Genomic DNA, 15,435 nt, shown 5'->3' with positions numbered 1-15,435 from the left:
GATACGGGATGGGTTCCGGGTCACGGAGAGAGGGCGCACAGGTGGACAAGGCCGCACTACTGAAGGACCTCCGCAAGCAGGTCGCCACGCTGGAGGACGACCTTCGGGCGCGCACCGAGTCGGTGGACGAGTTCCGCGCCGACCTGGAGCGCGAGTACGAGGCGGCCCGGCAGGCCAAACGCACGGCCGCCACGTACGGGGCGTGGCGCGACGAACGCGTCACGCAGGCGGCTGCCGCGTGGGTGCTGGCGACGGTGTTCGTCCGCTTCTGCGAGGACAACGAGCTGATCGAGGTCCCGTACATCGCGGGCCCGGGGGAGCGCCTCGCGGACGCGGAGGACCGTCAGGCGGACTTCTTCCGGAAGAACCCGGAGCGGAACGACCGGGACTGGCTGACCGCCGGCTTCGAGGCGCTCGCGGCCACCCACAAGGCGGTCGCGGGCCTGTTCGACCGCGGCCACAACGCCCTGTGGGAGCTGACCCCTTCGTACGAGGCGGCGACGGCCCTGCTCGGCTTCTGGCGCACGCGGGGCGCGGACGGCGAGATCGTCCACGACTTCACGGACGAGGACCTGGACACCCGCTTCCTCGGCGACCTGTACCAGGACCTGAGCGAGCACGCCCGCAAGACGTACGCGCTGCTGCAGACACCGGAGTTCGTGGAGGAGTTCATCCTCGACCTGACACTGGAGCCGGCGGTCGAGGAGTTCGGCCTGGCCCCGGCGTGGAAGCACAAGCCGGCGAAGTACCAGGGCGACGACCCCGTCGTCTACGGCTTGCGGTGCATCGACCCGGCCTGCGGGTCCGGCCACTTCCTGCTGGGCATGTTCCACCGCCTGCTGGCCAAGTGGCGCGAGGCGGAACCGGGCACGGACGACTGGGAGCTGGTACGCCGGTCCCTGGAGTCCGTGCACGGCTGCGACAAGAACCCGTTCGCGGTGGCCATCGCGCGGTTCCGACTGCTGGTGGCGGTACTGAAGGCGTGCGGCGAACGGCGCCTAGCCGCGGCGCCGGACTTCCCGATCAACGTGGCGGTGGGGGACTCGCTGCTGCACGGGCGGGGCGCGGAGACGATCACGGAGACGCTGGACACGCTGTTCGGGGGCGAGGACCGGACGTTCGCGTACCGCACGGAGGACGTGTGGGAGTACGCGGAGCGGGTCGACCTGCTGGGACGGGGCAGCTACCACGTGGTGGTGGGGAACCCGCCGTACATCACACCGAAGGACAAGCAGGAGAACGAGAACTACCGGAAGGCGTACGACGCCTGCGCGGGGACTTATGCATTGTCAGTGCCGTTCGCGCAGCGCATCTTCGAGCTGGCGGTCCGCGCTTCCGGGAATGATAGAAGTGGAGGGTTCGCGGGGCAAATCACCTCCAATTCGTTCATGCGTCAAAACTTCGGAAAGATGCTGATTGAAAATTTTTTTCGTACTGTCGACCTGACACATATCATCGATGCTTCGGGTGCCTATATTCCAGGACATGGGACGCCGACGGTGGTTCTCGTGGGAAGGAATCGAATGGGACTGATCTCCGACAGTGTTCGTGTGGTGCAGAAAGTCCAGGGAGAGCCGGAGCAGCCGGCGGATCCTGCTCGAGGACTCGTCTGGTCAGCTATTGTCAACCAGGTTTGCAAGTCGGGTAGCGATTCGCAGTGGATCTCTGTTGCAGATGTTGAGCGTTCTCGCTTCTCTGCACATCCGTGGTCGCTTGCGGGGGGTGACGGAGATCGGGTTCTCGAATTTCTTGGTAGGAAAGGAGGGAGGCTGGCGTCAAATATTGAAAAGCCGATCGGTCGCGCGATCCGAGCTGGTCTGGATGACGCTTTCATGCGTCCGTTGCGGCCGAGCTTGAGGGTTAGGGCGCCCAGGGCTGTGGTTCGACCCGTGATGGTTGGCGAAAGCGTTCGGGATTGGAGCGCCGAGCCCACCACAGGAATCCTGTATCCGTATGACTCCACGCTGGGCAAGAGCGGGCTTGCAGAGGAGCTTTGGCCTTATCGGGTGCCTCTTCTGGCTAGAAAAACCTTCCAGGGGAACTTGGAAGCTGCGGGGATCTCGTGGTGGGAATATCAACAGCATACGACTTCGGCGTACGTGGGGAAATTTTCCATCACCTTCCCGTATGTCTCGACTGATGTTAATTTTGCTCTCGATCGCGGCGGAAACATCTTCAAGCAGACTGCTCCGATTATCAAACTGCAGCAGAATGCTAATGTTGTGGATTACTACGGCTTGCTTGGAATCTTGAATTCGTCGACCGCGTCTTTCTGGTTGAAGCACGTCTGCTTCGATCGGGGGAATGGTGGTATTGGAGGGGGTATTTCTGACGAGCAGTGGGAGCATTGGTACGCTTTCAATGGGCAGCAGATTCAGGAGCTGCCCATTCCAGCGAAAAGGCCAGGTCGATTGGGAGAGCTCCTAGACTCTCTTGCGCAGGAGCTGTCCATGCGCCACGCTCTTTCTGTGCTGTCCGGTAGTGATGCCCGCCGTAGCCTTGATGAGGTCCGTGCTGCGCACACCTCCATTCGAGCCCGCATGATCGCCTTGCAGGAAGAGCTGGATTGGACCGTCTACGGTCTGTATGGCCTCCTCGGCCCGGAAGAAGTAGCCCGCACAACGCTTCCCAGCCTCGATGATGTGCCTGAAGTTGCTCTGGGAGCGCGGGCAATCGAGATTGTGCTCGCTCGAAAGATGGCAGCAGGAGAGCTCAAGACCGCCTGGTTCGAGCGGCACGGCTCCGAGCCCATTACCGAAATCCCCGCGCACTGGCCCGAGGCGTACAAGGCCGTCGTCCAAGCCCGGATCGACATCATCAACTCCAACAAGGACATCGCCCTCATCGAGCGTCCGGAGTACAAGCGCCGCTGGGCGTCCGAGCCCTGGGAGAAGAAGGAAAAGGAAGCCCTGCGGAACTGGTTGCTCGACCGCTGTGAGGACGAGAAGCTCTGGTACGGGCTCCGGGACGGGTTCCGGGCGCCCCGCACGCTCACCGTCTCGCAGCTTGCGGATGCCCTCCGCCAGGATGCCGACGTGCAGTCCGTCGCCGAGCTGTACGCCTCCGACCACATGGGCAAGCGGGACGCGACCCTCGCGCAGGTGCTCGCCGACATCATCGCCACCGAGCACGTGCCCTACCTCGCCGCCCTGCGCTACAAGGATTCCGGCCTGCGCAAACGGGCCCAGTGGGAGGAGGTGTGGGACCTCCAGCGCGAGGAGGACAGGACCGGTCAGCGGCTCGACATCCCCGTGCCGCCCAAGTACACGTCCGCCGACTTCCTCAAGGCGTCCTACTGGTCCCACCGGGGCAAGCTCGACGTGCCCAAGGAGCGGTTCATCTCCTACCCGGACGCCTCCCCCGACTCCGACCCGACGATCCTGCTGGGCTGGGCCGGCTGGGATCACAAGGACCAGGTGCAGGCACTGGTCAACGTCATCAACGACCGTACCGAGCAGGCGGGCTGGGACACCCCGCGTCTCACCCCGCTGGTCGCGGGCATCCAGGAGCTGATGCCCTGGGTCCACCAGTGGCACGGTGAGCACGACGACGAGTGGGGCGGCAACCCCGCCGAGGAGTACCAGGCGTACCTGGACGAACAGCGCGGCAAGCACGGGCTCTCCGCGGACGACCTCAAGAGCTGGCGCCCGGAGAAGAAGACGCGCGGCCGGGCCAAGAAGACCGACTGAGCGGGCCACCCGTACACGCCCGTACAAGAAGGGGCCCCGCCACCGGATCGCGACCGGCGGCGGGGCACCCACATGACCGAAGCGGTCAGACTTCCTTGGCGTACGCCACGAACGACGTCCACTGGTCGCCGTCGAACGACAGAGACGGTCCCAGTGCGCGCTTGGAGTCCCGCACGTGCACGCTTCCTCGATGGGTTGCCACCTCCACGCAGTCCCCACCCTCACCGCTGCTGTAGCTGCTCTTGAACCAGCGCAGTTCTATGTCAAGTGCGGTGTCCCTGCTCACAGTTCTCCTAGCAACTTCTCGATGAAGGCCATCGACTCTCGAGGGGGGAGAGCCTGGGCCCGGATAATCCCATACTGCGCCTCAAGCTCTCGGACTGGCTTGCGGTCGATGTGGAGGCGGCTCACATTCTGCACTTCCACGTAGGCCACTCTGCGGCCGTCCACCGTCTCCATCAGTGTGAACGGACCGCTGAGCCCGGCGTGGTCCTCGCGGTTCAGGGGCATCACCTGAAGTTCCACGCTCCGCTTCTCGCCCACGAGCATGAGGTGTTCCAACTGGCCCCGCAGGACGGACCTGCCTCCGATGGGGCGCCGCAACACCGCTTCCTCCATCACGAAGCTCATCAGAGGAGCAGGCCAGCGCGAGAAGATGTCTTGGCGTGCCATCCGAGCTGCTACGCGCTGCTCGATCGTCTCTTCATCGAGGAGCGGACGACGCCTCGTGAACACCGCCCGCGCGTAATCCTGCGTCTGCAGAAGCCCCTTCACCACGTGTGTGTCGTACGCGTGCAGCTCCACCGCCTGCGCCTCCACCCGCGCCGCATCCCGGAAGAAGCTCGGGTACCGGACCCGCGCCACCTCCTCCTTCCGTGCCACCAGGACGCCTCTCGCCCCCAGCACCTCGTCCGCCTTCTCGATGAAGTGCTCCTTGGGGATGCGGCGGCCCTGCTCGACGGACGCCACCAGGGCCTCGCTGTACCCGAGCCGTTCCCCGAGCTCCGCCTGCGACAGCCCGGCCAGCGTCCTGAAGATCTTCAACTGCTTCCCGAAGGACCTCAGGACCTCCGCCCCCGCGTCGTCCCCGCGGTGCTCGCCGCTGTCCGTCGGCCCCTCAGGCCGACGCTCCTCCGTCATGTTCCCCACCTCCGTTTGACCGTCGCAGGGGTAACGGATCGACGCCCCGACAGGCCACGCCCCGTACCCGTACAGCGACCGTCCGTACCTGTAACCCTGCTGGTGAGCCCACGCACCGGCCAAGATCCTCGTAGGCATGACGACCGAAACTCCCCCTCCCGTCGCCGGTGCCGTCCGCGAGTTCGCGATGAGGTTCACCTCGACCCCGCGCGGCGCTCGCCTCGCCCGCCGACTGGTCTCGCATCGCCTGCACGACTGGGGTCACCCGTACGGCGGTTCCGTGAACGAGACCATGGCCCTGATCACCGCCGAACTGACCGCGAACGCCGTGCGCCACGGCCACGTACCGGGACGGGACTTCGCGTTGCGGCTCTTGGCCGCGGACGCGGCCGTCCGTGTCGAGGTCACCGATACGCGCACGGAGCGTCGGCCTTCGCCGGAAAGGCCCTGCCGGCCGGAACCCGACGACGAATCCGGACGCGGCCTGTTCATCGTCGCCGAACTCGCCGACCGGTGGGGCGTCGCGCCGCGTACGGGAGCGCCCGGCAAGAACGTCTGGGCCGAACTCGAACTCATGTCCCGTTAAAGCTCGTTGCTCATCCGGCGGCCAGGTGGAAAATCATCTGACCGTACGTCGGATACGGCTACGATCCTGTCCGTCTCCGGTGGCCGCCAGGCCGACGACTGGATCCGGTCCGGTCTGCCGTCTCGGCCTTCGCGCCACCTCATCCCTCATTTCCTTTCCACGACCCGGGACGAACGTGAAAATCAAGCGCGTGCGCGTCGAGAACTTCCGCTGCCTGCACAAGGTGGACATCACCTTCGAGGAGATAACCTCCTTCATCGGCCCCACCGGCGTCGGCAAGTCCACCGTCCTCCGCGCACTCGACTGGTTCTTCAACGGCGAGAAGTCCGTGGCGCTCTCCACGGAGGACCTCCACTCGTCGGGCAACGGCCGACGCATCTCCGTGGAGGTCGAGTTCGACGGCCTCACCGACTTCGACCGCGAGACGCTCGGCCGGTACGCTCCGGAAGGGGCCGAGACGGTCAGCATCTGGCGTACCTGGGAGTCCGGCGAGGACAAGATCAGCGGCAAGGCGTTCGCCTACGCGCCGTTCGAGGAGGTCCGGCGGCACAAGGGGGCCATGGACCGGCGCAGGGCGTACAACGCGCTCCGCGAGGGGAGCCCCGAGCTGGGGCTGCCTGCCGCGGGGAAGGCCGAGCAGGTGGACGAGGCCATGCGGGTCTGGGAGTCGTCGCACCGGGACCAGCTCACGGCCTCGGAGATCGAGGACACGCACTTCTTCGGCTTCGCCGGCCAGAGCGTGCTGGCCAAACTGGTCGACTTCGTGTTCGTCTCGGCCGACCTGCGCGCGTACGAGCAGACGGACGACACCAGGGCGACGGCGCTGGCCCGGATCATCGACCACTCGGTGAACCGCGCGCAGGCGAGCGAGCGGCTGGGCGAAGTCGAGCAGGACGCCCACCGCGCCCGGCAGCGGGTGCACGAGGAGGTGTACGGGGACGACCTGCAGCAGCTCTCCGCGGCCCTGACCCGCGAGGTGGCCGAGTTCACCACAGGGCGGGAGATCGCCGTGGTTCCCGTCGTCCAGGCGCCCCGGATGCCGAAGACCGTCTTCGAGACGATCATCAAGGACGGGGCGGCGGAGACCGCCGTGGACAAGCAGGGGCACGGCTTCCAGCGGACGCTCATCGTCGCCGCCCTGAAGTTCCTCGCCGAGCGGCGGCGCCCGGAGGGCGGCACGCGCACCTTCTGCCTCGCCGTCGAGGAGCCCGAGCTCTTCCAGCACCCGCCGCAGGCCAGGGTCTTCGCCGAGGTGCTGCGCGGCCTGGTGAAGTCGGACGGGAACGGCCGGACCCAGGTGATGTACGCGACGCACAGCCCGCTCTTCATCGACCCCGAGGGATACCACCAGATCCGCCGGCTCGGCAGGGACGTCGTCGAGTCCCACCCGGTCACCCGGGTGTGGCAGGCGTCCGAGGCCGAGCTGTGCGCGGCGCTCACCGACCTGGTGGACGCGGGCAGCGTGAGCCGGCGCATGGGCCCGAGGCTCGCGGGCTCGCTGGCGGAGGCGTTCTTCGCCCATGCCGCCGTGCTGGTCGAGGGGACGACGGACCAGGCCCTGCTGACGGGGTGCGCCGAGCGCCTCGGAGTCAACCTCGGTGCCGAGGGGATCGTCTTCACCGAGGTCACGGGCAAGGACAACATCCTGCTCTGCCACGCGATCCTCAGCGCGCTCGGGCTGCCCTGCCACGTCGTCTTCGACGCGGACGCCGGGGCGCGGGAGCGGAAGCTGGAGTCCGTACGGCACCTGCCGGACGACGAGCAGGCGAAGAAGGCCGCGGACTTCGACCGGGAGGCGGCCAGGAGCGCCGACAAGAACGCGAGCCTGCTCGGCTACCTGGGACAGTCCACGGCACCGTGGCCGGCGACGGGATCCAGCTCGACGCACACGGTGTTCGCGGACACCCTGGAGACCTACCTCGCGGACCACTGGCCCGCCTGGGGTGACCGCTGCCGGGAGCTCCAGGTGGAGCTCGGGCCGTCGAAGAAGAACGCCGCCGTGTACCGGGAGGCGGCTCGTACCGCAGTCTCCGGCCCGCCGTACGTCCTTCAGGCCGCCCTGGAGAACATCCGCGCCCTGGCCCGGTGATGCGCCGGGGGCGGGCCCCGCCCGGGGGCGGGGCCCGCCACCGGCGCATCACCGGCAGGAGGCGGACCCGGCCTCCGCCACCACCACGTCCTCCAGCCGCACCGACAGCGCCTCGTCGCGGTGAGGGTCCCACAGCCAGACGCGGCCGTCCGCCGGGCCGAACGTCACCAGGGGGCGCGTGGTGGCCAGCGGCCCGTTGAAGACGGCGGTCTTCTTCTGCAGGGGCGTGACGCACACCAGCTTGCCCCGCACCCCGTAGTACGGTGCCGGGTTCTTTCCCGATGCCGCTGCGGCACGCGCGCGGGACGCGGCGTTCTCCGCCCAGGCGAGCCCCGCGGTCAGTGAGATCCCGACGACGAAGACCGTCATCAACGGCACCCAGACCCACACGATGCCCCGGCCGTGGGCCCACTGGTGGAAGTGGCGCATCCACCCGGCCAACGCCAGGACCCCGGCGATGCAGACGGCCGCCAACCCGGCCGGCTTGAGGGACGCCGCGTAGGACCAGTACACCGACACCGGCAGGCCGTTCGCCGGAATCCCGAAGCCCGCCTGGAGGTACGTGGTGTGGAGCAGGCCGCCGAACCACGGCAGGGCCAGGGCGAGCGCCGGGACGAGGGCCGGCACGGCCCAGTGGGCGTTGCGGCTGAACCAGGAGTGCACCAGCGCGTAGGCCAGCCCGTAGAGGATCAGAACGAACACGACGAGGGTCGCAGCGCCGTAGGCGAGGACAGTGGTCACCTGTTCCACCGGGACGGGAGCCGAGATGATCATCAGCGCGCCGGAGAGGACCAGGGACCCCACCGCCGCCCCGCCCCACACCAGCTCGACGACCAAGGGCGGAGACTCCCTGCGCGGCGTGACCGCACGTCCCGTCGGCCACACCAGGGCGCAGGCGAGGAGAAGCGGCAGCAGCACGAGCCAGCCGTCCGCGAGCGCGACGCCGAGGCCGCACCCGACCGCGCCGAGCCCGTAGACCAGGAAGGGCAGGGCCGCGCGCCACGCCGGGACGGGCGGCTCCGCCGCGTTCGGCTCGTCGTCGGCGCGCCCCCGCATCCCGGTGGGAATCCGGAGCCGCAGCGACTCCGCGTCGTACGCCCGGCCCGTGAGCGCCCCGCGCCGCAACCGCTCCACGAGCGACTCGACCGACGGCACGCCGGGCTGCTTCACGATGCGGACGCTCGTCACCAGCCCCAGCAGGACCCTCCAGCGCGCCCATGACCGACCGTGACCCGGCAGGTCTGCGGCCTCCTCACCGCCGGCGGGCATCCGGTACGCGTGGAGCTCCGTCCGGTGGTCCCTGGACACGTCGTGCTCGACCAGGACCGCGTCGACGACCCACATCCCGGCCTGGTGGCGGCGTGCCAGGTTCTCGATCCACGCGACGGCCGCCCGCACCGCGCCGAAGCGAGCGCCGTGGAGCCGCACCTCCACCAGCAGGCCCCGGCGGCCCGCACCCAGCGCCTCCTCGGTGCTCTCGCCGTCCGTCGGAGTCCACGGACGGACCGGCCATCCGGACGCGTCCAGGAGCTCCGTCGCCAGTGCCGTCTCGTCCGGGCTGTCGACGACCGCGACCAGGACCTCCACCCTGCGGTTGAAGGGGCGCCCCGGCACGGAGCCCGCCGCCGTGCCCTCCTCGGCGGCCTGAGGTGCTCGCAACATGGTCGGCATTGTGGCGCAGACCCGAGGGGCGACCGCGCTCGGAAGTGGCCGGAAGTGATCTTGCCCTGCCGTGCCCGGCCAGAGACCATGCCGTGGATTCCCACCGGCGGGCACCTGCCGGCGGAGTACGAGGGGGAGCAGGCGCGCACCATGTCGTTGAAGGACGTCCCGGCGGCATCCGGGACCAGCCAGGGCATTTTCGACTGCGACGGAGCCCACCGGAGCCCGGTCGCGGCGGACTACGAACGGCTCTTCCAGAGTGGCCTGATCGTGCTGGACACGAACGTACTGCTCAACCTGTACCGGTCCAACGCCCGTACCCGTCAGGACACCCTGGCCGTCCTGAACAAGCTGCGGGACCGGCTCTGGGTGCCCCACCAGGTCCTCGTCGAGTTCTGGCGGAACAGGGAGGACCGCTCCGTCCGCCACCACCACCGCACCAAGGCCAAGGAGACGTCCACGGCGCTGGACAAGGTCAGCCGGTCGGCGAAGGACGCCGTCGAGCGCTGGATGAGCGATGTCCGCCTCAAGAGCGACGAGGCCGTCGCCGAGCGGATCAACGTGGAGCTGACGGCGTTGACCCAGGCGATCGGCGGCCTGCAGAAGATCATTGACGAGCAGGCGGAACGCGACGCCCTGGTGGGCACCTCCCACACCCACACCGATCCCGTGCTGATCGAGTTGGAGCCACTCCTGGAAGGCCGGATCGGGGAGGCACTCCCGTCCGAGGAGTACGACAAGGCCGTCCAAGAAGCCCAACGGCGGGCCGACGAGGAGATCCCTCCCGGATACGAGGACTTCAAGAAGAAGCCCGCGGAGCGGGCCGCGGGCGACTACCTGCTGTGGCTGCAGGCGATGCGGGAAGCGCGGAGGCGTGACTGCGACCTGCTGCTGGTGACGGGAGACGTCAAGAAGGACTGGTGGCAGCCGCGGGACCAGGACATTCCCGGCCGCCCGAGGCCCGAGCTGGTCACCGAACTCCGGGAGCACACCGGCCGCCGGCTCTTCATGCTGACTCCGGCCGAACTGCTGACCTGGGCGGAGGGCCTGCTCGAAGGGCTCGACGTCGACGAGGACTCCGTCGGCGACCTGGAGCGGCTGGGCGACGTCGACCGGGAGGACGACGAACCCGAGCCGGGGTGGACCAGGGCGTCGTTGTCGTTCTTCGTCGAGGCGTTGCGCCTCCGCTACCCGGCTCATGCCAAGGTCGTCCTCGCGGCGGCGGCCAACGGAGGGTTCGTGGACCGGGACACGGTGTACGAGCTGGCGGGATACCCGAGCGACCGGCAGCTCAAGGGGTTCACCCGGCCGATCAGCACGGTGGCACGCGACCTCCAGGACGAGGGCGTCCTGAACGGGCAGGAGCCCTTCCTCCTCCACACGATCTACGGTTCCGCCACCGAGCCGTCCTGGGCCACGGGTTTCCGCATCCCGGAAGAGACCGTCCCTCTCCTCCAGGACCTCTTCGAGGACGGGGCCCGCTGGCCGGTTCGCAAGAGGGTGGAAAGCGGTCACGACGACGGCACCCATCCCGACGACGGCGCGGACGCGTAGGGGGTTCACCCAGCTCGCGGCCGGTTCGCACCCTTGCCCCGGCCCTGTACTCCGTGCCACACAGAAAGGACGTGCAGGGGGACAGGGGGAGGAAGCCGTGGCCGAAAGCAGGACGTCCCGCTCCGGGCAGGAGGAGCCTTCAGCATGGGCGCGCGCCGCGTTCGGCGCGAAGGCGGGCGCGCTCGTCGCGGGGGTGCCGAAGCGGCTGGCCCGCGCCCACGAACGGGCACGGGCCGCGCACGACATGGCCGACCTGCAGAAGCGCGGACCGTACGGTCACGTACTCGCCCAGGCGGTGAGGGAAGAGATCGCAGCGGAGGTGATCGGGCTGGGCGGCTCCGTGCGCGAGCTGCGAGGATACGCCTACGCCGTGCTCAACGGCCACGTTCTGTTCCCGTACCGGTACGCGGACCACCCCCTCGCGGTCGACCGCGCGCGGCTGCCCGCCGACGCCTCGTACCAGCGCAAGCGGATGCTGACCGCGCACGGGCCGGAGGCCGACATCGGACTGTTCCCGCTGGAGGACGTGGCTCCCGGAAAGGATCACCTCCGTCTGTACGAGGCGTTCGAGGAACTCGGCGCGACCGCCCGGCTCGTCTCCGTCTTCTTCACGGCGTCGAAGGAAGAGGGCGTCCACCAGATCCACTGGGGCGAGGCGCGGCTCGAGAGCGACCGGACCTTCAGCTGGCCGCACCGGGAGACGCTGCTGCGCCAGCGAGCCTGACGGGAGCTGTGACCGATCCTCGTACCCCCGGTCCCACAGGGCCCATGACCTGGCAAGATGAGGGCGGTAGTGCGCACAGCGCGGAACAGGTGAACCGCCGAGTGAGGGAACGAGAGACACCGATGCCCACGAACGAGCTCTTCCTGCGGGACGTCATCGACATCAAGGAAGACGTCCACGCCGGCGATTTCAAGGTGGAGCTCACCGGGGGGTTCACCGAGACCGCCGCCAGGGTCGCCGAGTACGTCGTCACCGACCAGCTCAAGGCGGCCTTCGGCAAGGCGCTCGGCATCGTGCGGGCCGCCGTGCGCAGTGGCAACTCCCACGCCGCCTACCTGCACGGCTCCTTCGGCTCCGGTAAGAGCCACTTCCTGACCGTGCTGCACGCCGTACTGAACAACGAGCCCGCCGCCCGCGCCAAGCCGCGGCTGCAGGAGGTCGTCGCCGAGCACGACGACTGGCTGCGGGGCAAGCGGTTCCTCATGGTGCCGTACCACCTCGTCGGCTCGACCGACCTGGACTCGGCGCTGCTGGGCGGGTACGTCGCGGAGGTGCGTCGCCTGCACCCCGAGGCGTCGACACCGCCCGTCTACCGGGCCGACGCCATGCTCGCGGACGCGTCGAAGCTTCGGACGAACATCGGGGACGACGCGTTCGTCAAGCTGCTGCCCGGCGCCGGGGTGGCCGGCGCGGACGACGACCTCGACGACCTGGACGTCATCGACGGCTCCGGCACCGCATGGACCGCCGCGGAGCTGGACCGGGCCTTCTCGGCGCCCGCCGGGGACCCGGTGCGCGACCGGCTCGTGTCGGCGCTGCTGACGGGGCCGATGGCGTCGTACGCGGAAGGCGCCCGCGGGGACGCCCAGGCGTTCCTGCCGCTCGAGAACGGCCTCGCCGTGGTCAGCCGGCACGCCAAGTCGCTCGGCTACGACGGCATCGTCCTCTTCCTGGACGAGCTCATCCTGTGGCTCCAGGCGCACATGTCGAACCGGGAGAAGGTCAACTCCGAGGTCAGTAAGCTCGTCAAGCTCATCGAGTCGGGCGACAGCGCACGGCCCGTGCCGATCGTCTCCTTCATCTCCCGGCAGCGCGACCTCTCCCAGCTCGTCGGCGCGGACGTGGTCGGCGCCGACGTCAAGAACCTGGAGCAGCAGGTCGAGTACCTGGCAGGACGCTTCGACGTGGTCAGCCTGGAGGACCGCAACCTCCCCGAGATCATCAAGGAGCGCATCCTCAAGCCCAAGGACGAGCGGGTACGGACCGCGCTGAACGACGCCTTCAGCGCGATCGAGTCGACCAACTCGCAGGTCAAGGACGTCCTGCTGGACGCGCACGGCGCGACGCACGCGGACTGGAGCGACTTCCGTTCCGTCTATCCGCTCTCGCCGGCCCTGCTGAACGTCCTCGTGGCCTTGTCCGGAGCCCTGCAGCGCGAACGCACCGGCCTCAAGCTGCTGCAGGAGATGCTGCGACGGCGGCGCGGCGACTTCAAGCTGGGGCAGCTCATCCCGCTCGGTGACCTGTGGGACGTCCTGTCCGACGGCACCGGTGAGGCGTTCACCGACCGGCTCAAGAACGAGGCGGAGGCCGCCCACGCCTTCCACGGCAAGGTGCGCGCGCACCTGCTGGAGAAGTACGGATCCCAGGACAACGAGAAGTTCATCGCCGACGACCGGTTCGTGAAGACGCTGCTGCTCGCCGCCCTCGCCCCCGACGTGCCCGCGCTCAAGCGGCTCACCGGGGCGCGGATCGCGGCGCTCAACCACGGCTCCATCCGGTCGCGGACCGTCGCCCCCGGTTCCCTGGTCGTCAACCGGCTGCGGGAACTGCAGGCGGAGTTCGGGGAGATCCGCGCCGACGGCGACCAGGACCCCGTCTTCACCCTGCACCTGTCCGACCTGGACATCGAGCCGCTCCTCGACATGGTCGCCGACGAGGACCGCACCGGCGCCCGCCGCATCTGGGTCAAGGACCAGCTGTGGAAGGCCCTCGGGCTCAAGGACACCGGGGCGTTCGTGTGCGAGCAGGAAGTCGTCTGGCAGGGCACGCGACGCACCGCCGAGTTCGTCTTCGAGAACGTACGGGACGAGGTGCAGCTCTCGGCAGAGCAGTTCCGGCCGGGCGTCGACGGGCGGGTCCGGTTCATCCTGGACTACCCGTTCGACGACGGGCAGCACTACCCCAACGACGACGTCCAGCGGGTCGAGCGGCTCCGCTCGGAAGGGCTCATGGCGGCGACCGTGGTGTGGCTGCCGTCGTTCCTCTCGGAGCAGAAGCAGGCACAGCTGGGCAGGCTCATCAAGATCAACTACCTGTTGGAGCGGGACCGGCTCGACGACTACGCCGGACACCTGGCCTCCGACGACCGCGTCCGGGTCCGCCACCAGCTCTCCGCCCAGCGCGACACCCTCACCTCGCAGCTCACCGCGACCCTCGCCCAGCTCTACGGCATCGCCAAGCTGGACGAGAACAGCGCTTCCATCGAGGTGAACGACGGCAGGCACGTGATGTCCCTGCTGCCCGAGTACGCCGGGCCGCAACTCCTCGGCGGGAAATCCTTCAAGGACAACCTTCAGCACCTGGCCGACGGAGCCTTCCGCGCGCTCTACCCCAAGCACCCCGACTTCGGCCGCACCGGCGACACCAGGCCGATCGGCCTCGGGGACCTGAGGACCGCCCTGACGTGGATCACCCGTGCCATGGACGACGGCGGGCGGCGCGTCGAAGTCGACAGCCACCACCTCAAGTCCGTCAAGCGGATCGTCGAGCCGCTGGAGCTCGGCCACGTCCACGACGGCCCCCTGGTCCTGCGCAACGACTGGCGGGCCCGCATCAACCAGCTAGCCCACCAGCACCGGCCCGGCGCGGCGGAAGTGTCCGTCGAGGACATCCGCGAGTGGATCGCCAAGGACCTCGGCTGGACCGGACTCGACAAGAACGTCAGCAACCTGATCATCGCCACGTACGCCCTGCTCGACGACCGGGCCTGGACCTATCACGGCAGCGCCCTGCCGCAGCCTCCGGAGCTGGAGAAGATCGGAGCGGGGTACGCCCTGCGTTCCCAGCAACTGCCCACGGAGGACGAGTACACCGCGGCCCGCGAGCGGGCGGGCAGGGTCTTCGGGATCGCCGTCCAGCCACACCTGTTCGCCCGTAACGTGAACAAGCTCTACAACGCCGTGCGGGAGAAGACCGAACAGTACGAGCAGCCGGTGAACGCCGTCCGCACGTCCCTGAACCGACACGCCGAAGCCCTCGGCATCGACGCCGCCGCCAGCGCCCGCACGGCCGCGTGCCGGGACGCGGCGGACCTGCTCGCCCGGCTCGGTCGGCACCGTGACGCCACCGCCCTCGTACGGGAGCTCGCCGCCACCTCGTACACCTCGTCCGACGCGGACCTCGCCGCCACCATCCGCTCCGCACCCGACGTGCTCAAGGCCCTGGACGACGCCGACTGGAAACTGCTCGACAGCGTGCGCGGCTTCGCCGGCCGTGACGACAGTGTCGGCGAGCGCGCCGAACGGCTGCTCCAGGAGGTCGCCGAGGCCGCGGCGGACAGCGAGTTCGTCCGGTCGCTCGTCCCCGTGCTCGCGTCCATCCGCACGAAGGCGGTCGACCTCGTCGGTGACGCGGCGCGGCTCGTACGGGTGACCGATCCCGCGCCCATGCCTCCGGTCACGCACGACGAGGTGCCGGTCGACACGCGGAAGGGCACCACCGACGAGAAGAGGGGGCCGGTCCCGAGCGACGAGCGCGAGGTGCGGGCCGCCACACCGGCGGAGTCCGTACGGCTCCAGCCCGGACAGATCGAGAACGCGCTGAACGACCTGTGGGACGAGATCCTGGCGTACGCGGCGAAGCATCCGGGCAGGGCCGTCGAGGTCTCGTGGCGCGCCGTGCCGGCCGACGACGCAGACGGTGGTGCCGCCACCGGCGACGGGGCGTCGTCCTGATGGCCGTCCGACCGCTCATCGGACGGCGGATCGTC

9 protein-coding genes are annotated in these 15,435 nt (G+C 68.8%); 6 read left to right on the top strand and 3 right to left on the bottom strand.

The window, feature by feature from the left end:
* Positions 1 to 41: 41 nt before the first annotated feature.
* Complete coding sequence (gene pglX, locus AC07D6_RS13325) at positions 42 to 3,689, top strand: BREX-2 system adenine-specific DNA-methyltransferase PglX (RefSeq protein WP_479043978.1); 3,648 nt, start codon at positions 42 to 44, stop codon at positions 3,687 to 3,689.
* 85 nt (positions 3,690 to 3,774) lie between these two features.
* Here the strand turns inward: pglX and AC07D6_RS13320 are convergent, their stop codons facing one another.
* On the bottom strand, positions 3,775 to 3,975 hold the full coding sequence (locus tag AC07D6_RS13320) for a DUF397 domain-containing protein (RefSeq protein ID WP_479043976.1): 201 nt from the start codon (positions 3,973 to 3,975) through the stop codon (positions 3,775 to 3,777).
* Positions 3,972 to 4,829: a helix-turn-helix domain-containing protein gene (locus tag AC07D6_RS13315; protein WP_479043974.1), complete on the bottom strand. Its 858-nt coding sequence runs from the start codon at positions 4,827 to 4,829 to the stop codon at positions 3,972 to 3,974. Before AC07D6_RS13315 ends, AC07D6_RS13320 begins: the two co-directional genes overlap by 4 nt.
* Before the next feature lie 136 nt (positions 4,830 to 4,965).
* Between AC07D6_RS13315 and AC07D6_RS13310 the strand changes: the two genes are divergently transcribed.
* Complete coding sequence (locus tag AC07D6_RS13310) at positions 4,966 to 5,415, top strand: ATP-binding protein (protein WP_479043972.1); 450 nt, start codon at positions 4,966 to 4,968, stop codon at positions 5,413 to 5,415.
* 190 nt (positions 5,416 to 5,605) lie between these two features.
* Positions 5,606 to 7,504, top strand: a complete 1,899-nt coding sequence (locus tag AC07D6_RS13305) for an ATP-dependent nuclease (protein WP_479043970.1) — start codon at positions 5,606 to 5,608, stop codon at positions 7,502 to 7,504.
* Positions 7,505 to 7,552: 48 nt separating this feature from the next.
* Here the strand turns inward: AC07D6_RS13305 and AC07D6_RS13300 are convergent, their stop codons facing one another.
* Positions 7,553 to 9,166 (bottom strand): hypothetical protein, encoded by a 1,614-nt coding sequence (locus AC07D6_RS13300; RefSeq protein WP_479043968.1) that lies wholly within the window; start codon positions 9,164 to 9,166, stop codon positions 7,553 to 7,555.
* Positions 9,167 to 9,253: 87 nt separating this feature from the next.
* On the opposite strand from AC07D6_RS13300, the gene AC07D6_RS13295 reads away from it, so the two are divergent.
* The 3 genes from AC07D6_RS13295 (at position 9,254) to AC07D6_RS13285 (ending at position 15,400) form a co-directional block, all read left to right on the top strand.
* Complete coding sequence (locus tag AC07D6_RS13295) at positions 9,254 to 10,720, top strand: PIN-like domain-containing protein (RefSeq protein ID WP_479043966.1); 1,467 nt, start codon at positions 9,254 to 9,256, stop codon at positions 10,718 to 10,720.
* A gap of 97 nt (positions 10,721 to 10,817) precedes the next feature.
* On the top strand, positions 10,818 to 11,444 hold the full coding sequence (locus tag AC07D6_RS13290; protein ID WP_479043964.1) for a hypothetical protein: 627 nt from the start codon (positions 10,818 to 10,820) through the stop codon (positions 11,442 to 11,444).
* 122 nt (positions 11,445 to 11,566) lie between these two features.
* Positions 11,567 to 15,400 carry a BREX-2 system ATPase PglY family protein gene (locus AC07D6_RS13285; protein WP_479043961.1) on the top strand — a complete coding sequence of 1,278 codons (3,834 nt, stop codon included), beginning with the start codon at positions 11,567 to 11,569 and terminating at the stop codon, positions 15,398 to 15,400.
* Positions 15,401 to 15,435 lie beyond the last annotated feature (35 nt).

This window comes from Streptomyces sp. NPDC045287, assembly GCF_056432325.1.
This window is presented reverse-complemented; position numbering and strand designations above follow the sequence as displayed.

Coding starts and splice junctions, on each gene's coding strand:
- AC07D6_RS13315 (WP_479043974.1), bottom strand. CDS start 4,829: ATGACGGAGGAGCGTCGGCCTGAGGGGCCGACGGACAGCGGCGAGCAC.
- AC07D6_RS13310 (WP_479043972.1), top strand. CDS start 4,966: ATGACGACCGAAACTCCCCCTCCCGTCGCCGGTGCCGTCCGCGAGTTC.
- AC07D6_RS13300 (WP_479043968.1), bottom strand. CDS start 9,166: ATGTTGCGAGCACCTCAGGCCGCCGAGGAGGGCACGGCGGCGGGCTCC.
- AC07D6_RS13295 (WP_479043966.1), top strand. CDS start 9,254: ATGCCGTGGATTCCCACCGGCGGGCACCTGCCGGCGGAGTACGAGGGG.
- AC07D6_RS13285 (WP_479043961.1), top strand. CDS start 11,567: ATGCCCACGAACGAGCTCTTCCTGCGGGACGTCATCGACATCAAGGAA.